Source organism: Parasphingorhabdus flavimaris (assembly GCF_013371215.1).
GTDB lineage: Bacteria > Pseudomonadota > Alphaproteobacteria > Sphingomonadales > Sphingomonadaceae > Parasphingorhabdus > Parasphingorhabdus flavimaris.
Genome location: NZ_JABWMH010000003.1, coordinates 254,429 through 279,438 on the forward strand (window position 1 = coordinate 254,429; position 25,010 = coordinate 279,438).

The window sequence follows — 25,010 nt, forward strand, 5'->3', positions numbered from 1 at the left end:
TTCGTATTCACCCGGCAAGTTTCAGATCGGCTACAAATTCCCGGACCCATTGTTCGTCCGGAAACCCCTGGGCGATCCACGCTGCCTCGATTTTGGCCAGGGTTTTGGCAACCACAGGGCCGGGCCTCAATCCCTGGTCGATCAGATGGCCGCCCGTCAGCGGGAAGACCGGCGGTTGCCAGTCGGCGAGCCGCGCCAGCATGTCCGGCAGGGCATCGTCAGGGGCGTATAGCAGCGCCACATCCCGGGCTGCGTCTATATTGGTGCGATAGGCAAAGGCGCGGATGTCGGTCAGCTCCGCGTCCGGCGCGGGCATATTGTCGGCAGGACCGGGCACGAGCCGCTCGCCGATGGCTCTTTGCTGTTTTCTGGATAGATTCAGGCTCCTGGCAATGGCGATGGCCGTGTCCGAATCCTTCGGCAGCAGCGCCACCAGTCGCCGGATTGCAGTCGGTGCCAGATGCAGCCGCTGTTCGCGCTGCACGATGCGGTTCAGCACCGTCGCCGAATCCTCGTCGATCCGGTCGACAATATGCGACATGATTCCCGCGTCTATCATCTGGCGCAGCGCTGATCGCGGATCCTCGGTTTGCAGCAGTTTCAGCAGCTCGTCGGCAATCCGTTCGCGGGAAAGCATTTCAAGCTTCGCTGCAGCGGCGGTGCAGGCCGCATAAGCCTTTTCATCCACCTGCTGTTTTCCAAAGCGCGCCTGAAAGCGGAAATAGCGCATGATCCGCAGATGATCTTCGGCGATCCGTTCCGCAGGAGAGCCGATGAAACGGATTTGCAGTCTCTTCAGGTCGTCCAGGCCACCGAAATAGTCGAACAGCTCCAGCGTCTGCGGATCGGCGGAAAGGGCGTTGATCGTGAAATCACGGCGCGCGGCGTCTTCCTTCCAGTCATCGCTGAACGCCACGGTTGCCCGTCGCCCGTCGGTCGAAACATCACGGCGAAGAGTCGTGATCTCGACCGGCCCGTCGGGCAGTACGGCGGTTATGGTGCCGTGAGCGATGCCGGTCGGCACGACCTTGATCGATGCTGCGGTCAGCCGCTCCATCACATCCTCGGGCAGCAAGGGCGTGGCGATGTCCACATCCTTGACCTCGAGTCCAAGCAACGTGTCCCGGACGGCTCCCCCGACAAAGCGCGCCTTGCCATCGAGCGCCGCGACCAGCGCCGCGAGGCCTCTTCTTTCCATCCAGTCTGCCGGTGGTAATGTCATGCTTCCCAGCCTAGCCTTTTCCCGAGATTGTTCAAAATCCCCGCGGTAATTCCCCAGATGCGATATTCCTGCCAGTAGATTTCGTAATAATGCCGCTTGCGGCCATTCCATGTTCCTTCATGGATTTTGCGGTTTTTCGGGTCGAGCAGGAAATCAAGCGGCGCTTCAAACCAGCTTTCAACCTCGCCCGGATCGGCAACAAAGGGCAGGTCGGGCGGAATGACACTCAGCACCGGTTGAATGTTGAAGCCGCTGCCGGACTGGAAACTGTCGGTCAAGCCAATGATATCGACCTGGCTTCGGTCGAGAGCAACTTCCTCGTGCGCCTCGCGTAACGCCGCATCAATCGAATCGCGGTCGCCCGGATCAATCTTGCCGCCGGGAAAGGCGACTTGCCCGGGGTGGCTGCGCATATGCTGGGGGCGCTGAACAAAAATCACGCCGGGATCGGGTCGGTCGGTGACTGCAATCAGGACCGCGGCATCGCGCAAAACCTTTGGATCATCGATATGATCGCGTTCGTTATACAGAAGATGGTCGAGATCACTTGCATGGCCTTTGACGAGGGCCTTTTCCAGCCGGTCACGCAGGGTCATGATTGTCCCTCGATCGGGAAGAAGGTTCCGGCGGACCAGATGCCCATCGGATCGGCGGCGTCGTCCAGCGCCAGTTCGGCAAGCTGGTAATAGACCGGCCGGGCCAGTACCGCCTCGAGCCCGTTCCGTACTTGCAAATAGGGTTGCGGCTTGTCCGCGCCAAAGCGCAGAGGATGATCGGCATTGGCCACTATCAGATGATCGGTGTTGAGCCGAAATGCCAGCGTCCGGTCCGGACCGCTGCCGTGGCTTTCCAGTTCCACCGCGACAAATGGTGCATCATCGACGATGATGCTCAGCTTTTGATAAGGCGTGACCAATGCGAAGCTGCCATCTGCTTCCCGTCGCAAAATGCTGGAAAAGGCGCGCACCATGGCGGGGCGTTTGATCGGGTCGCCCTGATGATACCAGGTGCCGTCGGCGGTAATCCGCATCTCGCTGTCGCCGGTCTCCTGGGGGTCCCATTGATCGACCGGGGGCAGCTTTTGCGCTTCTGCCATTTCCGCAATTTCTGCGATGGATAGCGAAGTTAGTTCGGGGGGCGGCGTATAGGGCATGGAAAATGCCTATTGCCCGGCGCCATTTCTGTAAAGCTTTAGACGCGCTATCTTGTCCAGGGCCCGAGCTTGCCGGTTTCCGGCAAGGCATTTTTGGCGTTGCTGCGGACCAACAGCCGCGATGGCTCCCAAGGCCCGGGCAGCGTCCATCCGCCGGTGCCTTCCGCCGTAAAATCGAAGAAGCGGCCATAATATTCCGGATCGCCAATCATCACCAGCGGCAGCGGGTCATCGGCATGAATTTCCTTGAGCAGCGCCGCCATCATCATGCGGCCAATGCCCTCGCGTTGAAAATCGGGATAGACCGCTACCGGTCCGACCATGATCATCGGGTGTTTCCGGCCTTCTTCATCGGTCAGGGCAATCGGCCAGCACTGGATCGATCCGAGCAATTCGTGCTTTTCCTGATCGACAGCCGCCAGCGACAGACCTTCGAGCATGTCCATGCCGTCGCGCAGCTTATAGGCGGTCCGGTCATGCCGGTCGGTGCCAAAGGCGGAGTCTAACAGGGCCTCGACAAGTTGCGGGTCGATTTCCGCGAGAGGAATGATGCTGGCCAATTCGTGGGTCTCGTCTTTCAGGAAAAGCGCGCGCTACCCCGCTTTGAGGTAAATGTCGAGCCGCATAGGTTGCAATTGCATGATTGCGTAGCGCCAGCTAAAAGATGGATCTGATAAGGGGAGTTTGTGCGTGTCGGACCAGAATGAGCCAGTAAAACCATCGAAGGGCGAAACGCCAGCTGCCACCGGTGCGGCAACACCGGGCAAGCTTGGCTCATTGCGCCGGGATCCCAAGGGCTGGCTGATCCTCGTGCTCGGCTTGGGCGCGCCTCTCTCGTTTCTGATTGCTGCCGCTGGCAGCGGCTTTGGATTCTGGGGCTGGCAGGCCGGTCTGGGCGCGATACCGTGGATCATGCTGGTCGCCGTTCTCACGCTGCTTCTGGCGATCATCTTCATCGTGCTGAACCGGCGCAAGGGGCACAAGACGCGCTGGCCTCTGCTGGGGCTGGGAATGGTTGCAACGCTCGGCTTTCTGGCCTTCTGGATACCCTATGTTGTGGCGATCGCCACGTTGCCCGCCATTCATGACATCACAACCGATCTTGCCGACCCTCCGGAATTTACCGCGCTCACCCTGCGCGCCGACAATTGGGACAATATCCCGGGCGCGGATGACAGCGACATGCGCGGGATGAACCCGCGCCAGCGCTGGGCGACGGTGCATCAGGACGCCTATCCCGACATCCGCTCGGTCCGCATTGACCAGCCTGTATCTGTGGTGATCGAGAAAGCCCGGCGGCTGGCGGAAGATCGCGGCTGGGAAATTGTCAGCATTGATCCCGCAGCGGGCCATCTCGAAGCAACCGATACGATCTCGCTGTTCCGATTCAAGGATGATGTCGTTATTCGGGCTCGTGCAGCAGAAAATGGTGCCGCCAGCATCATCGACATGCGTTCGGTCAGCCGTGTCGGGGTGCACGACATCGGTGCCAATGCCAAACGGGTCCGCCAGTTTCTCAGCGACTTGTCGGGAACGACATCGACTGCTTCGGAATAGGTCTCCTGCGGGAAATCTCTATTTGGTCGGGGTCAGCTTGAGCATCCGTCCGTTTTCGCCGTCTTCGAGAATATAGATTGCGCCGTCGGGTCCCTGTTCAACCTCGCGGATGCGGTTGTCCATGATGAAACGATCGGCTTCCTTGGCAGTGTCGCCATCGAAACTGACGCGGATCAGGGACTGGCTGGCGAGGCCGCCGAGAAACGCGCTGCCTTGCCACGCAGGGAATAGCTTGCCGGAATAAAAGATCAGTCCGCCGGGTGCGATCGTCGGTACCCAAGCCACTTTTGGTGCTTCGAATTCCGGCCGCGTGCTGTGGTTGGGGATTTTTTTTCCGTCATAATGATTGCCTTCCGATACGATCGGATAGCCATAATTGGCGCCGCGGCGAACCAGATTCAGCTCGTCGCCATCGCGTGGCCCCATTTCCTGGTTCCACAGCTGGCCTTCGCTGTCGAAGGCCAGGCCGAGTATATTGCGATGACCAAGCGACCAGATTTCGGGAAGCGCGCCTTCCTTGTCGATAAAGGGGTTGTCCTTCGGGACAGTGCCGTCGGGATGAAGCCTTACGATCTTGCCGAGGTTGGACGCCATATCCTGCGCCGGGTCGAATTTTTGCCGATCACCCGATCCGATGAACAGATATTCGCCATCGGGGGAAAAGGCGATACGGTGGGAATAATGCCCGCCGCCGGTCACCTTCGGTTTCTGGGTCCAGATGGTCGTCAGATTCTTCAGCGCCGGTTTCTGACCGGACAGATCCAGCTTTGCACGACCGACGACGGCTCCGCGCTTATCCTTTTCTCCCGCTTCGACCCAACTCAGATAGACCATCTGGCTGGTCGCATAATCGGGGGCGAGTACGACATCGCCGAAGCCGCCCTGGCCTCCATAGGCGACTTCGGGAACGCCGCTGATTTCGGTTTTCTGTCCCTTGCCATCAACGAGCTGCAATTTGCCCGCCTTTTCGCTGACCAGCATCCGGCCATCGGGCAGGAACGTCATCGCCCAAGGCTCGTCAAAACTGGCGATTTCCAAGGTCTCGAACGGTTTGCGGTCGATCGGGGATATATCACTGAGGCTCTGAGCTTCTTCTGAAGCACCGGCTGTCGCCTGTGCATTCTCACCGTTTGTGCAAGCGACCATCAGGATTGCGATGGAGAGCGAAAGGCCAGTATCTTTCATGAGTTTCCCGTGTTTTATCATCAAATCATTCCCATCGACCACTATCAGCGAATATAGGGCATGCCGCAGGATATTCCTAGGCAAAACCTAGATAAATGCCTTAGTTTCCGGTCGTTCACGGCTTGCTTACCATTTTTGGTTAAAGCAGCCGCATGTTCGGACGAAAATCCAGAAGCGCTGACCCGCGCCCCCAGTCGGCGGTATCCCATGGCGTCGGTGTGGCCGGGCTGATCGGGCTGGCATCCTGGATATTGATAGCCCGGCAATATGGTCTGGACGGCCCCTATTCCGCGCTCACTGCCTGTGTCGCTTGCGGATTGCCGATGGTGATCTGGTCGCTGCTCAAGGACAAGGTCCATCTGCGGCCCTCCACCGGGATCGACTGGCAGAATCCGAAATCGTTCAAAGAGATATTTGACATCAGTCTGGTGAAACTGACCGGCCTCTGGGCAACATGGGGCATTATCGCGACCGTTTATGCGGTCGGCCGCTGGTATTGGACCGGGCAATATCAGTTCTCGATGCAGATGCTGGAGTTCGCGGCGCCCTGGCTATTCATCCTGTCGATCCCCTACGTTTTGCTCATGGACCGCTATTTCATCGAGCCGCGGGATGGAGCCTGGCATTTTGGCCAGTTTCTGACCGGACGGCAGAATGAATTTGATCGCGAGCAGATTTTCCATCATCTGCGCGGCTGGGCAGTGAAGGGCTTCTTCCTTGCCTTCATGATCTCGATCGTACCTGGCGGATTTGGTGATCTTGTCCGGCTAGATATCAATGAACTCGCGGGCGATCCGGTGGCGATTGCACGCTGGCTGATCATTGCGATGTTCGTCGTCGACGTCCAGTTTGCCACGGTGGGCTATTTGCTGACGATGAAATCGCTCGATGCCCATATCCGCACTGCCAACCCCTATCTCGCAGGCTGGGTAGCCGCACTGATGTGCTATCCGCCGTTCATATTGATGGGCGATAACGGACCGCTCAACTATCATGTCAACACCGCCGACTGGGCCTATTGGCTGGACGGCCAGTCGACGATCCTCTGGATCTGGGGCGGCCTGTTGACCCTGCTCACCGCCCTCTATGCCTGGGCGACAGTCGCTTTCGGTCTGCGCTTTTCCAATCTCACCCATCGCGGGATATTGACCCACGGACCCTATAGCTGGACCAAGCATCCCGCCTATGTCGCGAAAAATGCCTATTGGTGGCTGGCGACCATGCCGTTTCTGGTGACCTCCGGCAGTTTCACCGACTTTGTCCGAAACACGGTGCTGATGGCGGTGGTCAGCGCGGTCTATTACTGGCGCGCCAAGACCGAAGAAAAGCATTTGCTCTCTGATCCCGCCTATAAGGATTATGCGGAATGGATGGACCGCAACGCGCCGATCCCGCGGCTGCTCAATGCCATCAAGCGCAGGGTCGGCTGGTGGACACCGGATCAGGGCCGCGCACCGGAAATCCAGCCCGCTGAATAAAATTGTCAGGGTCAGTCGAAGCCGCTAATTTGCCTGCATGACGATAGCTGGCTCAGACGGAAAGCACCGGTGTTTCGGCGGACAGCCGGGCAAGGAATTTTATGGCGAATATCATGACGAGGAATGGGGCGTGCCCGTTCACGATGATCGGCTATTGTTTGAAAATCTGATTCTGGAAGGCGCGCAGGCTGGCCTGAGCTGGGAGACGGTGCTGCGCAAGCGTGACGGCTATCGCCGCGCCTTTCACGGTTTTGATGTCGAGCGTTGCGCCGCAATGGGCGATGAGGAGCTGGAGCTGCTGAGGGACGATGTCGGCATTATTCGCAATCGGCTCAAGATTTATTCGGTCCGCAAGAATGCACTGGCCTTTCTCGATATCCAGCGAGAATTCGGCAGTTTCGATGTCTGGCTCTGGGGCCATCTCGATGGCGCGCCTCCCGTCAACCGACCGGCCCGTTTCGCCGATATGGCGAGCACCTCACCGATCAGCGACGCCATCTCCAAGACATTGAAGAAGCGCGGGATGAGCTTCGTCGGCAGCACGATCATCTATGCCTATATGCAAGCGATCGGGATGACCGATGACCATCTCGCCGGGTGCTGGAAAGCCTGAACCTCGCTTGCTGCCGGTTTCGGTCAGCTCGGATTTTTGAGATAGGCAATCATGTCCGCGCGTTTTTGCGCGTCCGGAATGCCGGCGAAAATCATCTTTGTCTTCGGGATTACCCGATGGGGCTTTTCGAGAAACTGATTCAGTTTGGCTTCGGTCCAGGTAATCCCGCTTTCGGCATTGGCCTGGGTATATTTGAAGCCCGCAACCGTTCCGGCTGGCCGGCCGACAATGCCCGCCAGCGATGGGCCGACGCGGTTCATTCCGGGATCGACGACGTGGCAGGTACGGCATTGGGCGAAGGCAGATTTGCCCGACGCTGCATCACCGTTCAGGCTGGCAAAGTCCACGCCGTCCAGTGTTGCCACGTCATCAGGGGCTGGTGCGCCTGCTTCGACTGGCGGCGGTGCGGCTTCAGTCGTGCCAGATGCTGACGCTTCGGTTTCCGAGCTACTTTCCGAGCAGCCTGCTGTCAAAACCAACAAAGCGACTATTGCAGTTACCGTCTTCATGCTGGCCATATTCTATCCCAATCCCTCGATCTGATCATATATTCAATATGCGGATCGCTTACCGCAGATGGATATCAAATCAAAGAATCCTTTGACGGCGGTTCGTAAATTTCGCCGCCGGATGCGTGCAATATTCAGACCATCATGATGATGCGCCGCAGACATGCAGAACCATTCCAAAATTCGGAAACATATATGTTCTGGTAAAGGGCCGGAAAACGTGAACGTTGATGTGCATAGGGGGGCTATTTGATCAAGGTTCCGTTTTCCGGCGCAAACCTTTGGGTCGAAGGTGAAATCGAACATCGCCCAAGGATTACTGTGTTCAACACGGCGGCGATGAATTGGCTCCATGCAGAATGATTTTTTCTGGCGATGAGCGTGCACGCCAAAATTTGCCGGTCAACCGGCTGAAAAAGCGGCTGTAATATCTGAAAGCGCCGTCGGCTTTTCCATATTCTGGAGTGCGGCAACAGCATCCGCTACGATGATATCATATTCGGCGACTGGCCCTTCGAGCGAGCAGGGCTTCGCGCCGATCGACCGCATCAGGCCATAAGCCTTTTTGTTGCTGCGCAGGATATCGACCCGCAAATGTCTCAATCCTTCACAATAACAGTCAATAAAGACGGTCATCATCAAAATCCGCGCCACGCCCTGGCCATGATATTGATCCAATACGGTGATCGCGAATTCGCCATTTTCATCGGTCGGGGTTTCGCGAAAAACATGCGCGGCCGCAATTGGCGTTCGTTCCTTGTCGCTCATATTGACCACGCCCCAGGCGAGATGGTGGATCCCGTCGACACTTGCCAGTTTCTCGATGACCGATGGCGGTAAGGTCTTGGATCCGGAAAAGAACCGCAAATAGCGGCTCTGGTCGGACATCTGGCTGATGCCTTTTTCGATCTGGTCCATGTCCGAATGGCGAACCCGCCGCAGACAGACACGGGTGCCATTGTCGAGTTTGACGTCGACCGATTGTACCTGATTCTGGAACGAAGCTGGATCGGTCATCGGTTCATCCTTCATCTCGCCCTGCATAGCATATGGGACGCGGGGATTGGTCCCAAACTCGACCGGTTTTTGAACAATCATCATCAATCAATCCTCGGTTGAAGCTATTGCCAGTGATTCCTTGAACGTGTGGGTCATGTAGGGGAAAGGAATCTCTATGCCGGCATCATCCAGCGCGCGTTTTACCGAACGGATCACCACATCGCGGCTTTCGTGCATGTCGCGCTGGGCGGAGCCGGACCACCAGCGTAATTTGAAATCCACAGAACTGGAGTTAAACTCGCAGGCCAATATATCAATCGGCTTGGCGCTATCGACGATATCGGTGGACTTGACCGCATCGCTGATCACTGTTCGTGCCGCTTCGAGGTCGGTGTCATAGGAAACGCCGACAACAATTTCGTGCCGCCGCTGCTGCTGGTCGGTCAGAATTTCGACAGGATTCTTGAACAGGATCGAGTTGGGGACGATCGTCAACTCGTTGGACGGTTTCCTGATGTGCGTTTCGCGCAACAATATCTGCTCGACCTTCCCTTCGATACCATCGCATTTGATATAATCGCCGATCCGCATCTTTTCGCGCGCCATGATCAGAATGCCGGCCAGAAAATTCTCGAAAATGTCCTGAAAGGCAAATCCGATAGCGACGGTGCCGATGCCCAGCCCGGCAACCAGACTGCCCGGGGTCAGGTCCGGTAGCAGGATGGTCAGGGATATCAGCAGACCAATCGTCCAGATGCCAATTTTCACCAGCGTGTCGACCAGCTCGCGCAGCGACGGTCGCATGGACGTTTTTGCGGTAATCTTGTCGGAAATCTTGGTGGCGAATTTTGCGACGAGCCAAGTGAAGATCAGGAACGCGATTGCGATGACCAGACTCGGCAACAGGCCGACAATGCCAGTCCACATCGACTGAAGCTGGGCGATCAATATTTCAAGGGTGTTTAGCGATTTGTCGACTTGTTCATCCATTGCGCTCCAACGCACAAAGATGAATTTGGTTGCATATCAGAATGTTGGAGCGAGGGGCGAGCAGTGACAAAGGGCAGGAGCGATCGCCCGGATCACTGCTCGCGGAGTGAAGGAAAACGCGGCGGCAGGGCGCCTATTCGTTCCTCTCCAATATCTAGCGGACCGTCACCGTCACGGCGCGGCGGTTTTTGGCCCAGGATTGTTCGTCCGACCCCAGGGCATCGGGGCGTTCCTTGCCATAGCTGACGACCGATATTCTCGACAGTTGCACGCCAAGGGTCGACAGATAGTTTTTCGCGGCATTTGCCCGGCGCTCGCCTAGTGCAAGATTATATTCGCGCGTTCCGCGCTCGTCGCAATGGCCTTCGATCCGGATTCTGGCGCTGGGATTGGCGACCAGCCAGGCGGCCTGGCTGCGCATTATCTCCTGGTCCTCGCTATCCACATTGCTCCGGTCGGTTTCGAAAAATATCCGGTCGGCAGCTACATTCGCCAAAAAGTCTTCCTGGCTGCCCTTTATCGGCCCGCTGGGTGCCTGATTGTAATCCATATTGTCGCCAGGCGCAGGCGGCAGGCCTTGAGGCGCTTTCTTGCTGCAGGCAGACAGCGACAAGGCGGCAATGAGCAGAGGTAAGGACAGCAGTTTTGGCGAAATCGGAAAATTGGACATGGGACAACCTTTTTACTGTTACCCGCGCCTCATAGGTGGTTTTCGCAACAGCAATTACCACGGATTTTATATGTGCCTGCCAGCGCAACGGACATATGAATTCCATTGTAACAGCGCCGCACGTTTTGTCCTAATACGGGCTGGCCCTTTTCAGGGGCTGGATGGACAGGGAGAAGTCTCTCTGCGATGACGCGGGCAATCGCCCACCCCGACGATTTCCGCGTCATCCTATCTTCAATGTTCAGATTCGATATCCAGTCGATAGCCAACGCCGGGTTCGGTGAGCAGATATTCCGGTTGCGATGAATCATATTCCAGTTTCTGGCGAATAAGAGCCATATAGCTGCGCAAATACTGGGTATCGACATTGGGGTCATTCCAGCCGGCCAGCAACAGCTGCCGATGGGTCACGACCTGCCCTGCATGACGCGCCAATATTTCGAGCAGATCAAATTCCTTGGGAGAAAATTTGATCTCCTGGTCCATCAGAACGACTTTCCGTTTGCGGAAATCGATTGACAATTGGCCGGAGTGGAATTCCTGGCTCTTGACGGCCTCGTTCCTCAGGCGCCGGACCGCGGCCCGGATACGGGCCAGAAGCTCCTCGATATTGAACGGCTTGTTGACGAAATCATCAGCCCCCTGATCCAGCGCCGCGACCTTTTCGGCTTCCTGATGGCGGGCGGACAATATGAGGATCGAAACGGGGTTGAAGCTCAGCAATTTCGAAATGATCTCCTTGCCGTCCGCATCGGGCAGGCCGAGGTCGAGCAGGATGATGTCAAACACCGTATCTTTCGCCTTTTTCAGCGCTTCGGCGGCGGTTCCTGCTGCTTCGACACTATAGCCTTGCGCCGTCAAGACCGGTTGCAGCGACCGGATTAGCGCCGTCTCGTCATCGACCAGCAATATTTTCGCGTTCATTTGCCAATGCTTTCTGGTGCCGTTGCCGAAGCCGGAAGTTTAACGATGATTTTGGTTCCCTTGCTCTTTTCCAGCGGGCTGTGGGCCGAAATACTGCCTCCGAACGCCTGGGCAAATCCCGATGCGATGGAAAGACCAAGGCCATGTCCTTCCTTGCGGACATTTTCTGCTGAACGGTAGAAGCGGTCAAATATTCTGCCCAGTTCGGAAGCCGCTATTCCGCACCCCTGGTCCGAAATGGCGATTTCGACATATCGGCCCTGCTTGTGCCCGGTTATCAATATCGGCGCGGGATCGGGGCTATATTGGATCGCGTTTTCGAGAATATTGTAGAATAATTGCTCGAGCATGACCGGATTGGCGCGCACCGTGCAGACGTCGAAGGGCAGGGACTTGATGATGTCCCGTCCGCCATGATGGACTTTTACGGTGTTGACTGCCGATCCCAGCATTTCCACCAAATCGAGGCTTTCCAGCTGGTCGGGAGAAATGCCGGCCTGAAGCCGGCCAAGATTGAGCAAATTGGTCGTATAGCGGTTCAGCCGCTCGCATTGATCCTGAATGATCGTAAGCATGTCCTTGCGCGACGCCTCGGGCAGTTTTTCGCCATAAGATACCAGGCTGGATGCGGATGCCGATATCGCGGCCAGCGGTGTGCGCATGTCATGGGAAATTGATGAAAGCAGCGCGGTCTTGAACTCCTCGGATCGGCGCATGGCTTCTGCTTCCGATTTCTGGTGGAGCAGGACAAATCTGTCGATAGCCATGCTGAGCAGGTTCACTACCGCGGCAAAGTCTATCTGGCTCAGCCGCTTGGATTTCTGTGCGTTCTGATTGCAGATCAGCAGCCCGACGCGACGCTGCGAGGATGACAGAAGATAGGCAATTTTCTGATTGTCAATTTGCTGAATATCACCCCCATCAATGGCTTTCTGTGCCTGTGCCAGCCAGCGGTCCTTGCCCTCGACCGCAATCCATTTCTCTTCGCTGAGAGCATGAATTTCAAAATCCTCGGTCGAATCAAATATGCCGGTCTCGACGATTGCGCGGTCAATATCTTCAAGATGCACTGCTGTCTGAAGCTGGTTGCTGATGTCGAGCAGCAGGTTGATTTTCTGTTGTGCCATCTCGGCCGCGCGGGCCCTGTCGTTGATCCGTCCCGCCAGCGCGCCGGACAGGAGAGCGCTCAGGTTGAAAGCGAGCAGCGGAATATATTCGTCGGACGTGGTGACGCCAAAATCAAGCAGGGGTTCGCTGAAAAAGAAATTATAGAAGAATGATGCGCCAATGCCCGCAAGAAGGCCGCCGCGAAGGCCGTTCACGGCGCCGATTATGGTGACGGCAGAAACGTAGATCAGGGCGGCGCTGATCGGCCGATCGGCATTTTGCGCGACATAGGTCGCAAGAGTTCCCGCAACAAATACCACCAGGCCGACGAAGAACGAAAAATAACCCCGCGCGCTATCTTGCGGGCGTCGTTCGAAAATCATCGGGATCTGGCTGAGCTTCGGGAAATCCATAGCAACGCCATAGCGGAGAAATTGGAAAGCTACATGCACGGATTTTCTATGGCGCCTGCTTTTACCCGTCAATTCGGGCCGATAGGAAACAGGCTTCTACTGGTCCCACGCAGACTGGAACCTGACATTGCCGCCAATCAGATCGGCGACGGTAAACCCGTCGAGATGCCGCATGAACGCCTCGACGCTGTCGGCCAGAATATGCCGCAAGCCGCAAACAGGGGTTATGACGCAGCCATTACTGGCTTTGTCGAAACATTCGACAAAATTTCCGGTATCTTCGAAGCGGCGGACGACCTTGCCGACATTGATCGCGTCGGCGGGTTGGTTCAGCAACAATCCGCCGCTGCGACCGCGGACGCTGTCGACAAATCCTTCCGCGACCAATCGCTGGGCGACCTTCATCATGTGGTTCTTCGAGATGCCATATTGTCGGGCAATTTCGGTGATCGAGTGATGGCCGTCATTCGCGGCCAGATACATCAAGGTGCGCAGCGCATAATCGGTCTGGACGGACAATCTCATTAAAGATGTATATCATATATTGCTATTAACGGCCAAGCGGTATAAACAATGCATCTCAAATGCACCTTATACGAGTCGAGATCATGACCGAAGTCAGCTATGCCGAACGCGCGAGAGCGAAGAAAATGGCTCAGGCCAATGCAATCGGTATCGATGATGCCCTGATATCCAATCTGGTCGAGGCCTTTTACAGCGCCATTCGCAGCGATGAACTGCTCGGGCCGATCTTCCTGGCCCATGTAACCGACTGGACGCCTCATCTGGCGCGGATGAAGGATTTCTGGGCATCGGTAACGCTCGAATCAGGCCGTTTTCGCGGCAATCCGATGCTCAAGCATATCGCCATAACTGGCCTCGACAATGAACATTTCGATCGCTGGCTGGTGCTTTGGAACCAGACTGTCGATGCGGTCGTGCCCAATGATGCCGCCGCGCAGGTGTTTCGCGAGGCCGCGAGCCGGATCGCCGACAGCTTGCTCACCGGTATCAAGGTCCAGCGCGACGGTCTGAGGGCAGTCTCCAAAAAGCCTGCCGCTCCCTACGCCTCCTCGCCGATATTCGATCAGGACAATTTGCCGGATGCCTTGCGCAGCCACCACAGCACCAAGGACGGGACATGGGGACTGTTGCGGATGCTCGAGGGCGAGGTGGAGCTTGTCTTTGTCGATCCACCGTCCAGTCGAACCGTAACCGTCGATAATCCCGCACCGATCCCGCCGCAGGCGCTGCATTTTGTGAAGCCTGATGGCCCGATGAAAATGCAGGTGGAATTTTATCACAACCATCCGCTCGGCGGGGATCAAGCAGATAATTAGTCGAGCAGCTCGACTATGTTTGTTGCGGATATTGTGGAAAATAGTTCGCCGCCACTTTGAGCTCCGCAGAGACTTTCCAATGTCGCCCCGAAGGCCTGTTCAAAATCAGAACTCATGCAATATAATGGTGCCCCCTACGGGAGGAGCCTAAACGTCTAAAAAACCTATGTTTCCGGCTATTTTCTGATCACGCTAAACGCCTATTTTGTACCGCGCTGTACCTACGCTGGAAAGCTGTATTCAAGCAATTGTGAATTGTTAGCATGTCATTTCTCAGGCAATCTTGAACTTGTTGTAAGATAATCTGGCCTGTAAATTGCTAAGCAATTAGGCCCGCATCTGCTAAAACTTGCAGACGTGTAGGTGCAAAACTTGGGATTCAAATCTCTCAACCGCATGTTGAGCTATTCTCACAGTCGAAGGACAACAAGGTTTTTGATTCGGAAAAATATGAATCAGTTGGACATGATCCCCAGACAACGCGCCGCTGATTATCATCACACCTATCCGGCTCCATATTTACCGGACTTCCCTGCCTAGAAGCGATACGGTATCCGCACGCTTATCGCCATGTCTGGGCTGTCATCGGTCAGACCCACTCCAACATTGGCGACCAACGCGACGTTTTCCGCAAGCGAAAAAGTTGCGCCTAGATTGACCAGAGCGACGTTCGCCTGGCTGCCGACAACAACCCGCGCATCCTGGTCGTCGGGAGTCAGCCGGGTACGTTCGACGATACGCTGGGTGTAGGACATTGAGATGCTCGATTTATCATTGAGCGCGAACGCAAGGCCGCCTCCGAACTGATAAGCGTCGCCCAACTTGACATTGCCGGGCTGATTGCCTGGTATCTCGTCTATATCGTCGAACGCACGCGCGAAATTGTGGAAATAAGTCAGGCTTCCGAAGACGATCATTGGATCAAGGGTTTTAAGCACTGACACGCCTGCCGATGCGCCGTAGACACCGGTGCCGTAGGAAAGCCGTCCCGGGATCGATAGATTGCCTTCACTTCCCTCCACTTCGACAAATTCGATCCCAAAGGGGTGACGCCCAGTGGGGAATTTGACCCGCGTATTAAGCACCACATCAGGCGCGGTCGTGCTTTCCGGTAGTAGCCTATAGCTGAGCCCGAGACTGGCATCGCCAATGCCGGTTCCGCGAACGGTGCGCTCGACAAGGCCCGCGGCGGATCCGCCGGCCCCGCCCGACTGATAGTTTGATATACGTGACAGGACGGGCAAGCTGGCATCGACAAACAACCGATCACTCAGTCCAAGATCGATCGACGGTTCGAGCGTGAAAATATCGGCATTGATCTGGTCGATGCTGATAGAACCAAGGAAGATAGCATCGAGCGCGAGAAAACCATCGAGGTTGATCCGGGCGTTGCTGAAATGGGTATATGACAACCCCAGTTCGACACCGAAGCTGCGTCCGAATGTACCTTGCTGTTGCTTGGTAACATTCTCCTGCGCGGCAGTCGGCGCGGGCGCTTTGCGATCAGCCGGCTCTGTTGTTCCCGGAGGTTGATCCTGAAACACCTCCAATGCGGTGAAACGGGTCGGAGCCGGTAAATGAGGAAACAAGGGATCAGATGGCCTGGCTCTGGCTTCGGAAACGGCATATGTTCCGCGCATGATAGCGGCCTCATCAAGCAAGATCGTTTCCGTATCGATATCAAGCAAAACCGAACTCGTAGCGATACCCTCGAGCCGCAAGAGCCGCGCTTCGAGCGCCTCGACGCGTTTCCCGGCCTCCGCTTCGCGCGCCTTCAGGTCAGCCACCTGACTCCGCAGCGAAGCTATTTCTGAAGCCGCTGCTACATCGGGTGCTGCGACATCCTGTGCTGATGCGGCTGCAGGCCCGCCAACAGCTAACCCAGCCGCGGCGATTCCGATGATCGAAACGTGTGATGAGAAATATTTGTGCATTTTACATGCTCCAGTTCTTGGCGCCGGACAGCGCTAGCCATGATCAGGGATTGAGGAGGGTCCACAATGTGGCGGGATCAGGCACGCCGGTGGCCGTCAGGGAACTTTGTCGCTGGAACGCCATCAGCGCATCACGCATTTCGGTAGAAAACTTGCCATCCTCATCGCCCTTGTAGAGACCACGGGTTTTCAACGCGGCTTGTGACCTGCGAAGAATGGCTTCGTAAACAAAGGCCTGGTGGTTCGCGTCACCTACTTCAACCAGGGGCGAAAATTGCGCAATGCGGACTGGCCGCAGGCCGGTAACCATTCGTTGCACCACGCTCACCAGCGTGTCTTCTTTATGGTCTGCGCAGTGGGATTTCAGAATGATGTCGAAGGCTGCGGCATTGTGCCACGGGGTCAAGTCGAATGTGTTTGGCTCATATCGATTGGCTGCGCTGAGATAGCCTTCCACGAAGCCGATCATTCGCTGATATTCAGCAGAAGACTTGTCTTCGCGCGCTGCAGTGAAGGCTGTACAATCCAGCCTGCCGGCTCCTTCGACTGCGAACGCATTGTCGGTCGGCTCCGCAGCTTGGGCAATCGTCCCCACTGCCGCCGCAGCAAATGATGCCAAGATCCACTTTTTCATCATATTTTCCCCAGAGGGCCTGTTGGCCAAATTAGATTAAAAACGCGTCCGGATCAATAACGATGACCTTTCATCGCACTGAGCGCATTATCGATTTTGACCCCTTTCTGCTGGCCAAAGTTGTCCGCCGCCAGAATGATCGACGCCGAGTTTAGGATCGAATTGCCGTCGGTGTTGAGCATGGTCTGCTGCAGCATTTGGCCGACATTGCCGCCCAATGACTGAAGCGAACTGTCGAGCCCTTCACCGCCGGTCATGACAATGCCGATCTGGTTGTTTTCCATCAGGAACTGCAATTGGTCTCCATCGGCGAAACCGAGGCTGGTAGTTCCGTCGGCTGCTTGCAAGCCGGACATCGATAGTGACGGCATCGCCGATGCCGGCACTATCGCAATCCCCAAATTGTTGCGCGAGAAATTGTTGGCACCGGCAATCACATTGGCCTGCGCCGCGCCTTGATGCGTGTCGATCCCGCCAACCGAAAGAACATTTGCGGTCGTCAAATAGGGAACATAGCCGGAATGGGTGTCAGTAACATCCATCGTCGGATCGCCGTCGCGCTGCCAACCGATCATCAGGGCCGGAGCGGGCTGACCGTCATTGCCAATATTCAGAAAATCCACACTGAAGACGAGGCGCGCGTTGGTCGTAATGCCCTGCACATCCTGCCAACTGGTGAGCAGGGTAATGCCAAAGAAAGAGACATTATCCTGGCGCACGAATTTGCCCCGCATGTCTGCCAGCTCAGAATCGGGCAAAGCTTCGCCCATTGCCGCCAATCGCGACAAACTGTTTTGTGCTGCGGTCGGGCTTGCGGCTGAAAGGCAGGCTGCACCGACTAGGCCCAGCGCCAGTGAAGATCGAGATATGTTTGATGTGCGCATTGTAACTCTCCATCAAAATGAGAAACTGAAAGCTGCGTTGTTGCCGAACTCGGCAGTTTCGGCAGCGGGAAGGGATGCGTGAAGGTCTAGCAGGCGCTTGGCCGAAAGCGGTGAAGGCGGGTCGATCAAATCATTTTCGGGATCATATCCTTCACCCGCGACCACAAACGCGACATCATTCCAGGATTTTTCAAATTCCTTGCGGCTCATCATACGGTTGCCCAATGCCGGATCGCCAACGGCCACCCGATCAGCAAACGCCTTGCGGATGACGACGAAATGCTTGTATCCCTTGATGTCCAGCAGCGCGATTGATGGCAGGTCAAGCTGCGTGAGCTTGTCATAATCTAGCCGGTAACCTTCGGCTTCCATCCCGATCAAGCGCGCATAATTCTTCATGTCGAGCAGCGAAAACCCCTTGTCCCTCACGATGTCGGGATCGGCGACCTTGAGCATGTTCACCAGAACCTGCTGCTCGGTAGTGGTCCGTCCGAAGGCTTCATTGAAAATTGTTGCCATTACGGCCGCGCCACAACTGAAATCAGTCTGTTGGCGGACGAGACCGATAAATTTGCGGTCTTTCCAACTGGTGAGCGTTACCTGTGTGGTCCGGGCGCCTTCCGACGTCTGTCCCAGCCATAGCGGCGGATTTTGGGCCGGTGCTGTCATGCATCCGGACAAGCCAATCGCGAGCACTGGAGCTATCGCCCAGAGGGCGCTCGATGCCTGGTGAAGATTTGCCGGGTAACGGAACATAGCAGATAGCTCTTTACTCGTTGGTTAAAGGAAATGGCCGGAAAACTGGTCGATGAAGGGAGGGCATTGCCAGTTTGGCAATTGCCCTCCCCCCAGCGGGCGGTGGGATCTTCTGGGGTCAGCACAACCGCCCGAACGGACTGCTGGATCAGCTAGGATCGCTTGGATCACCTGGATCGCTTGGCGCTCCACCTTGCGATGCAGCAATAGTCAGCGAATTCAGCTGCTGATTGCCAGCACCTGCAGCAAAGTTGACGCCGATATTACCGGATGCACCGTTAAGCGTCAGTCCGCTAACCAAGTTTATGCTGTCCTGCTGTTCCACGAACGAAAGCGTCGAAGCCTGAATCAGACCCGAATTCGCTTCAGCAAGCGTGGTGTCGTTGGCGACCGCCAACGTCATTAGGTTTGCCTGCTGGTTCAGACTACCCGCAGCTGCATTGACGCCAATGTTACCCGACCCTGTAACGGTCCCGCCCATGACGGTATTACGGTCACGGAAGTTGTTGAACGCACCGCCTTCTTCAGGATCATCCTCATCGAGAATGGTGCCAGGGGTCGCAAATTGGGCTACACCCAGTTGTGATTGCAGCGACGTGGTCGAGGCTTCTGCCCAACCGCCTGCGGCCTCCGGATCAGAATTGCTGGATACCGCAATCGATGCAGCATTCATCTGGTCGTTGAAGTAGCCGGCAGCCAGATTGACGCCAATGTTGCCCGAACCTGACACGCTGAACGTATCAACAGTGTTGATGATCGGGGAAAAGAAGCCGGCGCGGATCTGGCTTTCGGCGACTCCATTGGGGCCGGCGGGACCGTTGAAACCTGGCTCACTCCATCCGGGTCCGAAGACCGGGTCGACATAGCCATTTTCACCGTTCAGCTCGTTTTCCTCGCGATAATTCACGTTAACACCTTGCTGCAATTGCTTGGCGTCGGTCACGGCTACTGCCGAGCTGTCAACGTCGACGATACCGAGCACCAATGCGCCGCCGATCAACCCAACATGTTTTTTGTAGGTAACGTCTGTGGTGAGGCTGGTGTCGATATTGTTGGCATAGCGAAGATCTACTTCGACCGAGCTTTCTCCATCGGCTCCGCCGTTGTGATTGCCATTCGCCAATACCGGTGTGGCAATGAATGCCAATCCGGCTGCTGAGGCCATTAGAATATTTCGCATCTTACTTCTCCTTGAGTTTGAGTTGCTTCATGGTGATCCGTCGCTCGCGATTGAGAGAGCGAAGGTGTTGGCGGAGGAATTGCCTTCGCCGCCGATGAGGTTTACCTGAATCAGGCCGTTGCCGTTGCCAAAGGCCGTATCACCGATAGCGATGCGGTCATTGGATGGCAGGGCTCCTTCCGGGCTGCCCCCTTTCGGTTCGATGGGCGCCCGGGTCTGTTCCAGTAGCTGGTCAGACATGGCACCGTTATTTCCAATCGCCAGCGCAGCCAGATTCGCCATCTGGTTCTGTGATCCGGCGGTTATGTTGATGCTGGTGAGGCCATTGGTGCCAGCGAAGGCGCCATCCTCTATGGTAATGCTGGTGATGTGGTCGGTCGGAGCGGGGCCGATCAGCCGCTGAATAGCGGTCTCGGTCACAAGTGCGATGTCGCCGATAGCGATAGCCGCGTCCCCCAATTGCTGATTGTTGTCGCCCGACGCGATGTTGACCGCGATGCGGCCGCTGCTGGCAGCGGCAGTATTTGCGGGCACCACTATTTCATCGGTGGATTGAGGCGCATCCTGGGCTGCCAATGCTGCAACCGGAGCAAGAGTGAATGCGGCAAATGCAGCGCTGCGAATGATGAGCTTCGATGTCACTGTCCGCCACCCAGAATTCCGCGGACGCTTCCAAGAGCGTCGCGAATTGCACCAGACGCTTGACCTACTGCGCCGTTGACGATGGAGCCCTGCATATTGCCGAGCGATGCGGCGGAACTGTTTGTACCCGACCCTCCGGTTAATGCATCGACGCCAAGCGAAACGTGGCTGCCAATCAGCCCTACGTCCCGAGAGGAGCCCGCAACGATGCCGGCACTTTCGGTATCGCTGATCGGCTGGAGCCCGGTTGTCAGGGTGGACAGTATCAATTGGGTGGGCCCGGTCTCTACCGAATGATCCCGGCCTGGCGTGCGAAACCCAATTGCGTGGCCATAGGAGACATCGCGGGAATAGATGAATTGGCCTGCGGCCTTGGTTTCGGAAGCGGGCGTAGCAGTCGCTTCCTGCGCCAAAGCCGAGTGGGGCGCAGCTAGTGCGGCTACGATTGCAACCGCTGAAGAGCAAGACAAAGCTTTCGTTATTTTTCTGAAATGTAGTTGTAGTTTTGTCATAATATTTACCCAAATATCTCAGCGACAAACGCGCTCAATAATTACTAAAAATAATCTATTCAGTAATCTATCAAATATATAGGCAAATTAATTATTCAGATGATATTATATCTATAATAACTGCGCTATACATTAATCCAATATAAGTGAATAATACTTGTAAAATACGACAATAGAAATATTACCAAAGTAATATGTAGATATTATCGTTGCCTCACTTTGCAGCAAGTCAATTCACATGTAGAGGTTTTGGGTATACATACGTGGTTAAATTCAATCAATAACAGCAAATTAAGAGTTGTGTGATTATAATATCATATATCTGATTCAATTATATGAATCTTTTGATTGAAGAAAATTATTCATAGTTGCAGATATCTTTTAATATTTTAATATTGGTGATGTTGATGGTTCCTTTATTGATATCTATCACACCATCCTCTTTTAAAGATTTTAGAATCTGGTTGAGGTAAACAGGGGTAACACCAATAGCGTCGGCGATATCAATCTGACGGATCGGAATATTGCAATCAAATCGGGCTGAATCGACATCAATGCCGGCATTGAAGCCATCAAATATTTTGCATAGCGTGAACGCGACACGCTCCACGCCGTGCCGGCATCCAATATTGTAAAGGCTATCATAGGCCTGACTCAATAGCCTGAGCATCAATGAATTCACCGCCTGAAATATTTCGGGCGTAATTGTCGCGATCCGCCTGAGACTAGCCTTGGAAAGTGCGTAGGCTTGAGTGTCCAAAAGGCATTGAGCGGAAAATGTGGTTGGTTGAGAATCTTCCGGGAGATCAGAAAAAACGGACTCACGGTAAAAGAAATCCAGAACCTGCCGATGCCCTTCCGCACAATGTCTTGTAAAAGCGACGCACCCTGATTGAATCAGGTAGATTTTATCAACGACTTCACCCTGTCGGAAGACAAATTTCCCTCTCTGGATAGAGCTACGCAAGCCTTCCTCTAGGATTATTTGCTTCAGAGAATCGATGTCCCATGACCCGGAAAAATCGAGTTGCCGTGCCTCTGTTCGGCTGGCGAGATTTGATATGTTGGTTGTGGGGTTCTGATAGTGCATTTGACCGCAATCCCTGCTTTCTAATAAACGGAATCTTTCGATTCCGATATTTTCATGCGACCCCTACAATCTGAGAACTTTCCTGATTCCCTGATGTTTGGAAATTAGCTCGGACACCAGTTGAGAGTCAACGTTAGTATTAGTACGTAACTTTCAAAGCAAAGTGCTCCTGGATTTATCTTTTTGAACGAACTCGTTTTAGCCTTTAATAAATCGAAATCGCGGCATTGATTGCCTTCAAGTAATTTAACTTATTCAATTCATTCGTATAGCTAGTTTAAGAACTATCTGTGTTTCCTTCCGGAGATGCGACGCCAACATCGACGGCTCTTTGGTCCCAGAGGTTCGGTCGATCGGGAAACTGTCTGATGCCGAACAGAAAGTCGGGACGTTTTCGCATGCGTTGCCGTTCAACTTTTAGTATTTTATCCTCGACCACCGATCGCCCATTGCTTCTGCGGATTGAACCTGGGCTGGCGAATTTTGAGCCATTGCCTGGTTGGTAAGAAACCCAAAGACCCGAAGCCAATGATAGCGGCTGGAAATGGACCAGGAGCGGCGCAAATTACATTGTTGCGGGCTCATCCACTATCCACAATCAATGTGCCTTCGACTGTGTTATAACCGTTTCGCTAGTTCCCATTTGTCTGATATCGCACAGTTTATTTTGTGGTGTTAACCGAATGTAGGGTCAATATCATCGGTATCGCTCCCAAGAACAGGGTATCGGAGCGGCGGAGCGAACAGTTTTCACTTCACCCAGTTGAGTGAAAGCGAAATTTTCTTGCCGATTTCGGATAGCAACAATATTCTAGTTCAGGCCATGTCTGATGACGATTGGTCAAAATTGGCCCCTTTTGTTAGCCGCTCGGATCTGGGCCACCGGCAACTGTTGGTTGCGGCCAATTCGCCGATTGACACTATCTATTTCCTCGAGGGCGGAATTGCATCGGTGGTAGCACGCAACGATAGCGGCGAGCAGACGGAAGTCGGCATTTTTGGCCGGGAAGGATTTTCCGCCGCACCGGTTTTACTGGGCAATGCCCAAACCCCCCATGACACCTTCATGCAGGTCGATGGCGGCACCGCCCTGACGATCAATGCTGCGCATTTGCGTGAAGCCGTAAACGCGAGCCGGACCCTGCGCGATCTTCTGCTGCGTTACATCAACACATTCATGATCCAAACGGCTTCCAGCGTTGTGTCCAACGCCCATCATAGCATCGAGACGCGTCTCGCGCGCTGGTTGTTGATGTGTCACGACCGGACCGATGGCGATGATATTTATTTGACCCACGAGTTTATGGCGATGATGATCGCCGCCCAGCGATCAGGTGTGACTTTGACCCTGCATGTGCTGGAGGGATATGGTGCGATCAGATCCAGTCGTGGAAAAGTCACTGTAAAGGACCGCAGCTTGCTTGAGAAAGCGGCTGGCGATTCATACGGACCACCTGAAGCTTGCTACCGGGAAACCATAGCCCCGTTTGGCAAAAGCATACGGAACTAGCGTGGCGGTTTACGGATCGGCTGTGAGATTGAGCGTGGATTGCGTAGATAGTCGAAATTCGACCTAGGGTTGGTATGATGAAGAGCCCTCGCATAAAAAACATTTAACAACGCGACAGGGCGATCGGATATTTTCAGCCGTTGCCCAATGCTTGCCGACTGGCTTGGTGCCTGATCCAAACTGGGACCATGATTTCCTCCCAGGCGTGATGATCTTCAATACTGTTGAGATCATGCGTTTACGGGGCAATCATTGCAGAGGTAGCGGCAGCGGCAATTGATCATCGTAATATTCCTCAGGGAGGACGAGGTGGCTCGAAATCTGGACCGTTAATGCATCTTCGGCGCGCTTGCGCAGATCCGGTTTTTGCGATGCGAGATCATGGCGCAACCAATCAGGTGTTTTTGCAATCACCTCATAAATCATGCTGCTTTCAAACGTGAGTTCGAGTCGCTCCATATCTCGATAAAAACACATCAAAGGGGTCCGGCGCAATATCTATTAGACCGATCCACTGAATTTTACGGGCGCTACTGAAACACAGGACTGAGCAAATTGGTCCATTGATACAGGGGAATTCGAACCTCTGCTTCCCGCATTACCAACGATCCCCCTTATCCAACCCATCACCCATGCCATACGCAAGTGCGCACCCACGTTTGGGCACTTTTCGAAGGAAACTAATTTTCACCAAGCTGAACAAAAACTGTTGCGAGAGAGCATTGAACTCTCGAACTCGTCAGCGCCAAGCCAGTGCCTTTCTCGTCTCCGCACTTCGTGGGAGTTGTCTGACCAAGGACACGCTATTGAAACGGAAGGTTCGGACAAATCACGATCTAGAATCGGCTATTGATCGTTGACAATATCTCCCCGATCCTCGGAATTCCCGTATGCCAGCCGATATGCCAGCCGATATGCCAGCGCGACACCGCCTGCGCCTCCTGCAATATTGCCCAACGTGACGATCAGCAGGTTTTGACCAAAATCTGTCCAGTCGACGCCAGCGCCGGCCAGCATCGCCTGCGGAAAGAAATACATGTTGGCGATCGAGTGTTCCAGGCCAAGCAGAACGAAACTGGCTATCGGCCATATGATGGCCAGAATTTTCCCGGCCGCCGATCGCGCGGCGAGCGAGAGCCAGACCGCAAGACAGACCAGGATATTGCACAGGATCGCGCGCGCAAATGCTTCCGTCATGCCGAGAGCGGCTTTCGATTCGGCGATGTCGATTGCCGTTTCGCCGAGGCCGGCGTTCAAAAGCCCCGATGCCCAGACCAGTCCCGCGATCAGAATGGCTCCAGCGAAATTGCCGATGTAGACGATGGTCCAGTTGCGGAGCAGCTGGCCCGGGGACACTAGTTTTTCCACGACCGCTATCGCCAGCAGCGCATTGCCGGTAAACAGTTCCGCACCTGCCACAATCACCAGAATCAACCCGAGCGAAAAGACGATGCCACCCAAGAATCGAGCCGGTCCGAAGGACATGTCGGTTCCGGTCATGACCATCGTAAAGGCGGCCGCGCCGAGCGCGATGAATGCACCGGCCAGAATGGAGAGCACGAGCAGCTGCGACAGCCCGAGGCCGGCTTTCTGCACGCCCGCTCTATCCACCAGCGCATAGATCTCGGAAGGCTTGTAGGCGTCGAGGCCTGTCGGATTGGGTTCAGCCATGATGTTCCTCATGTTGTTCGGACGTTCGACCATCCCC

The 25,010-nt window shown here is 55.0% G+C and carries 27 protein-coding genes; 5 read left to right on the plus strand and 22 right to left on the minus strand.

Features of this window, described 5'->3' with window-relative positions; all coding sequences use genetic code 11:
- Positions 1-7: 7 nt before the first annotated feature.
- The 4 genes from HUO14_RS10135 to HUO14_RS10150 are packed head-to-tail and all read right to left on the minus strand — an operon-like array spanning position 8 to position 2,935.
- The gene (locus HUO14_RS10135; protein ID WP_176279783.1) at positions 8-1,222 is read right to left on the minus strand and encodes a CCA tRNA nucleotidyltransferase; all 1,215 of its coding nucleotides are present in this window, start codon (positions 1,220-1,222) and stop codon (positions 8-10) included.
- On the minus strand, positions 1,219-1,818 hold the full coding sequence (locus HUO14_RS10140; RefSeq protein ID WP_176279784.1) for a CoA pyrophosphatase: 600 nt from the start codon (positions 1,816-1,818) through the stop codon (positions 1,219-1,221). Before HUO14_RS10140 ends, HUO14_RS10135 begins: the two co-directional genes overlap by 4 nt.
- Positions 1,815-2,375: a DUF1285 domain-containing protein gene (locus HUO14_RS10145; RefSeq protein WP_176279785.1), complete on the minus strand. Its 561-nt coding sequence runs from the start codon at positions 2,373-2,375 to the stop codon at positions 1,815-1,817. The genes HUO14_RS10140 and HUO14_RS10145 overlap by 4 nt, the downstream gene beginning before the upstream one ends.
- A gap of 47 nt (positions 2,376-2,422) precedes the next feature.
- Positions 2,423-2,935: a GNAT family N-acetyltransferase gene (locus HUO14_RS10150; RefSeq protein ID WP_176279786.1), complete on the minus strand. Its 513-nt coding sequence runs from the start codon at positions 2,933-2,935 to the stop codon at positions 2,423-2,425.
- 130 nt (positions 2,936-3,065) lie between these two features.
- Between HUO14_RS10150 and HUO14_RS16500 the strand changes: the two genes are divergently transcribed.
- Complete coding sequence (locus HUO14_RS16500; protein ID WP_176279787.1) at positions 3,066-3,932, plus strand: DUF1499 domain-containing protein; 867 nt, start codon at positions 3,066-3,068, stop codon at positions 3,930-3,932.
- 18 nt (positions 3,933-3,950) lie between these two features.
- Here the strand turns inward: HUO14_RS16500 and HUO14_RS10160 are convergent, their stop codons facing one another.
- Entirely contained in the window at positions 3,951-5,117 is a 1,167-nt protein-coding gene (locus HUO14_RS10160) for a PQQ-dependent sugar dehydrogenase (protein WP_176279788.1), read from the minus strand.
- Between the two features lie 152 nt (positions 5,118-5,269).
- Between HUO14_RS10160 and HUO14_RS10165 the strand changes: the two genes are divergently transcribed.
- Positions 5,270-6,595 carry a methyltransferase family protein gene (locus HUO14_RS10165; protein ID WP_176279789.1) on the plus strand — a complete coding sequence of 442 codons (1,326 nt, stop codon included), beginning with the start codon at positions 5,270-5,272 and terminating at the stop codon, positions 6,593-6,595.
- Positions 6,596-6,632: 37 nt separating this feature from the next.
- A complete protein-coding gene (locus HUO14_RS10170) occupies positions 6,633-7,208 on the plus strand; it encodes a DNA-3-methyladenine glycosylase I (RefSeq protein WP_176279790.1) in 576 nt (191 codons plus the stop codon).
- Between the two features lie 23 nt (positions 7,209-7,231).
- On the opposite strand, the gene HUO14_RS10175 is transcribed toward HUO14_RS10170, so the two are convergent.
- From HUO14_RS10175 to HUO14_RS10205, 7 genes are all read right to left on the minus strand, one after another.
- Complete coding sequence (locus HUO14_RS10175; protein WP_176279791.1) at positions 7,232-7,726, minus strand: c-type cytochrome; 495 nt, start codon at positions 7,724-7,726, stop codon at positions 7,232-7,234.
- Between the two features lie 393 nt (positions 7,727-8,119).
- Positions 8,120-8,818, minus strand: a complete 699-nt coding sequence (locus HUO14_RS10180; protein WP_176279792.1) for a GNAT family N-acetyltransferase — start codon at positions 8,816-8,818, stop codon at positions 8,120-8,122.
- A 3-nt stretch (positions 8,819-8,821) separates the two neighbouring features.
- The gene (locus tag HUO14_RS10185) at positions 8,822-9,706 is read right to left on the minus strand and encodes a mechanosensitive ion channel family protein (protein WP_176279793.1); all 885 of its coding nucleotides are present in this window, start codon (positions 9,704-9,706) and stop codon (positions 8,822-8,824) included.
- Between the two features lie 154 nt (positions 9,707-9,860).
- Positions 9,861-10,376 (minus strand): peptidoglycan-associated lipoprotein Pal, encoded by a 516-nt coding sequence (pal, locus tag HUO14_RS10190; protein WP_176279794.1) that lies wholly within the window; start codon positions 10,374-10,376, stop codon positions 9,861-9,863.
- Between the two features lie 234 nt (positions 10,377-10,610).
- Positions 10,611-11,300, minus strand: coding sequence for a response regulator transcription factor (locus tag HUO14_RS10195; protein ID WP_176279795.1), 690 nt, complete (start codon positions 11,298-11,300; stop codon positions 10,611-10,613).
- Positions 11,297-12,820 (minus strand): ATP-binding protein, encoded by a 1,524-nt coding sequence (locus HUO14_RS10200; RefSeq protein ID WP_176279796.1) that lies wholly within the window; start codon positions 12,818-12,820, stop codon positions 11,297-11,299. Before HUO14_RS10200 ends, HUO14_RS10195 begins: the two co-directional genes overlap by 4 nt.
- 96 nt (positions 12,821-12,916) lie before the next feature.
- The gene (locus HUO14_RS10205; protein ID WP_176279797.1) at positions 12,917-13,345 is read right to left on the minus strand and encodes an RrF2 family transcriptional regulator; all 429 of its coding nucleotides are present in this window, start codon (positions 13,343-13,345) and stop codon (positions 12,917-12,919) included.
- Positions 13,346-13,404: 59 nt separating this feature from the next.
- On the opposite strand from HUO14_RS10205, the gene HUO14_RS16505 reads away from it, so the two are divergent.
- Positions 13,405-14,160, plus strand: a complete 756-nt coding sequence (locus HUO14_RS16505) for a TehB-like domain-containing protein (protein ID WP_335646755.1) — start codon at positions 13,405-13,407, stop codon at positions 14,158-14,160.
- A 536-nt stretch (positions 14,161-14,696) separates the two neighbouring features.
- On the opposite strand, the gene HUO14_RS10215 is transcribed toward HUO14_RS16505, so the two are convergent.
- The 8 genes from HUO14_RS10215 to HUO14_RS10250 all read right to left on the minus strand — a co-directional run bounded on the left by HUO14_RS10215 (position 14,697) and on the right by HUO14_RS10250 (position 21,792).
- A complete protein-coding gene (locus HUO14_RS10215) occupies positions 14,697-16,094 on the minus strand; it encodes a hypothetical protein (RefSeq protein ID WP_176279798.1) in 1,398 nt (465 codons plus the stop codon).
- 43 nt (positions 16,095-16,137) lie between these two features.
- Positions 16,138-16,728 carry a peptidoglycan-binding domain-containing protein gene (locus tag HUO14_RS10220; protein WP_176279799.1) on the minus strand — a complete coding sequence of 197 codons (591 nt, stop codon included), beginning with the start codon at positions 16,726-16,728 and terminating at the stop codon, positions 16,138-16,140.
- 53 nt (positions 16,729-16,781) lie between these two features.
- Positions 16,782-17,612, minus strand: a complete 831-nt coding sequence (locus HUO14_RS10225; RefSeq protein WP_176279800.1) for a hypothetical protein — start codon at positions 17,610-17,612, stop codon at positions 16,782-16,784.
- Positions 17,613-17,624: 12 nt separating this feature from the next.
- Positions 17,625-18,281, minus strand: coding sequence for a C39 family peptidase (locus HUO14_RS10230; RefSeq protein WP_176279801.1), 657 nt, complete (start codon positions 18,279-18,281; stop codon positions 17,625-17,627).
- Positions 18,282-18,516: 235 nt separating this feature from the next.
- Complete coding sequence (locus HUO14_RS10235) at positions 18,517-19,548, minus strand: hypothetical protein (protein ID WP_176279802.1); 1,032 nt, start codon at positions 19,546-19,548, stop codon at positions 18,517-18,519.
- Between the two features lie 27 nt (positions 19,549-19,575).
- Positions 19,576-20,190, minus strand: a complete 615-nt coding sequence (locus HUO14_RS10240) for a hypothetical protein (RefSeq protein ID WP_176279803.1) — start codon at positions 20,188-20,190, stop codon at positions 19,576-19,578.
- Positions 20,187-20,459 (minus strand): hypothetical protein, encoded by a 273-nt coding sequence (locus HUO14_RS10245; protein WP_176279804.1) that lies wholly within the window; start codon positions 20,457-20,459, stop codon positions 20,187-20,189. The genes HUO14_RS10240 and HUO14_RS10245 overlap by 4 nt, the downstream gene beginning before the upstream one ends.
- Positions 20,460-21,060: 601 nt before the next feature.
- A complete protein-coding gene (locus tag HUO14_RS10250) occupies positions 21,061-21,792 on the minus strand; it encodes a Crp/Fnr family transcriptional regulator (protein ID WP_176279805.1) in 732 nt (243 codons plus the stop codon).
- A gap of 823 nt (positions 21,793-22,615) precedes the next feature.
- Here HUO14_RS10250 and HUO14_RS10255 point away from each other — a divergent pair.
- On the plus strand, positions 22,616-23,302 hold the full coding sequence (locus HUO14_RS10255) for a Crp/Fnr family transcriptional regulator (protein ID WP_176279806.1): 687 nt from the start codon (positions 22,616-22,618) through the stop codon (positions 23,300-23,302).
- A gap of 249 nt (positions 23,303-23,551) precedes the next feature.
- Here HUO14_RS10255 and HUO14_RS10260 read toward each other — a convergent pair whose 3' ends face one another.
- Positions 23,552-23,728 carry a DUF6771 family protein gene (locus HUO14_RS10260; RefSeq protein WP_246255486.1) on the minus strand — a complete coding sequence of 59 codons (177 nt, stop codon included), beginning with the start codon at positions 23,726-23,728 and terminating at the stop codon, positions 23,552-23,554.
- Between the two features lie 420 nt (positions 23,729-24,148).
- Positions 24,149-24,973, minus strand: a complete 825-nt coding sequence (locus HUO14_RS10265; protein WP_176279808.1) for a formate/nitrite transporter family protein — start codon at positions 24,971-24,973, stop codon at positions 24,149-24,151.
- Between the last annotated feature and the right edge of the window lie 37 nt (positions 24,974-25,010).

What these genes read in the sequence shown, in the direction of transcription:
- HUO14_RS10175 (WP_176279791.1), bottom strand. Translation starts at nt 7,726, where the DNA reads ATGGCCAGCATGAAGACGGTAACTGCAATAGTCGCTTTGTTGGTTTTG.
- HUO14_RS10235 (WP_176279802.1), bottom strand. Translation starts at nt 19,548, where the DNA reads ATGCGAAATATTCTAATGGCCTCAGCAGCCGGATTGGCATTCATTGCC.
- HUO14_RS10215 (WP_176279798.1), bottom strand. Translation starts at nt 16,094, where the DNA reads ATGCACAAATATTTCTCATCACACGTTTCGATCATCGGAATCGCCGCG.
- HUO14_RS10250 (WP_176279805.1), bottom strand. Translation starts at nt 21,792, where the DNA reads ATGCACTATCAGAACCCCACAACCAACATATCAAATCTCGCCAGCCGA.
- HUO14_RS16505 (WP_335646755.1), top strand. Translation starts at nt 13,405, where the DNA reads ATGCACCTTATACGAGTCGAGATCATGACCGAAGTCAGCTATGCCGAA.
- HUO14_RS10160 (WP_176279788.1), bottom strand. Translation starts at nt 5,117, where the DNA reads ATGAAAGATACTGGCCTTTCGCTCTCCATCGCAATCCTGATGGTCGCT.
- HUO14_RS10180 (WP_176279792.1), bottom strand. Translation starts at nt 8,818, where the DNA reads ATGATGATTGTTCAAAAACCGGTCGAGTTTGGGACCAATCCCCGCGTC.
- HUO14_RS10165 (WP_176279789.1), top strand. Translation starts at nt 5,270, where the DNA reads ATGTTCGGACGAAAATCCAGAAGCGCTGACCCGCGCCCCCAGTCGGCG.
- HUO14_RS10170 (WP_176279790.1), top strand. Translation starts at nt 6,633, where the DNA reads ATGACGATAGCTGGCTCAGACGGAAAGCACCGGTGTTTCGGCGGACAG.
- HUO14_RS10200 (WP_176279796.1), bottom strand. Translation starts at nt 12,820, where the DNA reads ATGGATTTCCCGAAGCTCAGCCAGATCCCGATGATTTTCGAACGACGC.
- HUO14_RS10185 (WP_176279793.1), bottom strand. Translation starts at nt 9,706, where the DNA reads ATGGATGAACAAGTCGACAAATCGCTAAACACCCTTGAAATATTGATC.
- HUO14_RS10140 (WP_176279784.1), bottom strand. Translation starts at nt 1,818, where the DNA reads ATGACCCTGCGTGACCGGCTGGAAAAGGCCCTCGTCAAAGGCCATGCA.
- HUO14_RS10205 (WP_176279797.1), bottom strand. Translation starts at nt 13,345, where the DNA reads ATGAGATTGTCCGTCCAGACCGATTATGCGCTGCGCACCTTGATGTAT.
- HUO14_RS10195 (WP_176279795.1), bottom strand. Translation starts at nt 11,300, where the DNA reads ATGAACGCGAAAATATTGCTGGTCGATGACGAGACGGCGCTAATCCGG.
- HUO14_RS10255 (WP_176279806.1), top strand. Translation starts at nt 22,616, where the DNA reads ATGTCTGATGACGATTGGTCAAAATTGGCCCCTTTTGTTAGCCGCTCG.
- HUO14_RS10265 (WP_176279808.1), bottom strand. Translation starts at nt 24,973, where the DNA reads ATGGCTGAACCCAATCCGACAGGCCTCGACGCCTACAAGCCTTCCGAG.
- HUO14_RS10220 (WP_176279799.1), bottom strand. Translation starts at nt 16,728, where the DNA reads ATGAAAAAGTGGATCTTGGCATCATTTGCTGCGGCGGCAGTGGGGACG.
- HUO14_RS10135 (WP_176279783.1), bottom strand. Translation starts at nt 1,222, where the DNA reads ATGACATTACCACCGGCAGACTGGATGGAAAGAAGAGGCCTCGCGGCG.
- HUO14_RS10225 (WP_176279800.1), bottom strand. Translation starts at nt 17,612, where the DNA reads ATGCGCACATCAAACATATCTCGATCTTCACTGGCGCTGGGCCTAGTC.
- HUO14_RS10230 (WP_176279801.1), bottom strand. Translation starts at nt 18,281, where the DNA reads ATGACAGCACCGGCCCAAAATCCGCCGCTATGGCTGGGACAGACGTCG.
- HUO14_RS10260 (WP_246255486.1), bottom strand. Translation starts at nt 23,728, where the DNA reads ATGATTTATGAGGTGATTGCAAAAACACCTGATTGGTTGCGCCATGAT.
- HUO14_RS10145 (WP_176279785.1), bottom strand. Translation starts at nt 2,375, where the DNA reads ATGCCCTATACGCCGCCCCCCGAACTAACTTCGCTATCCATCGCAGAA.
- pal (WP_176279794.1), bottom strand. Translation starts at nt 10,376, where the DNA reads ATGTCCAATTTTCCGATTTCGCCAAAACTGCTGTCCTTACCTCTGCTC.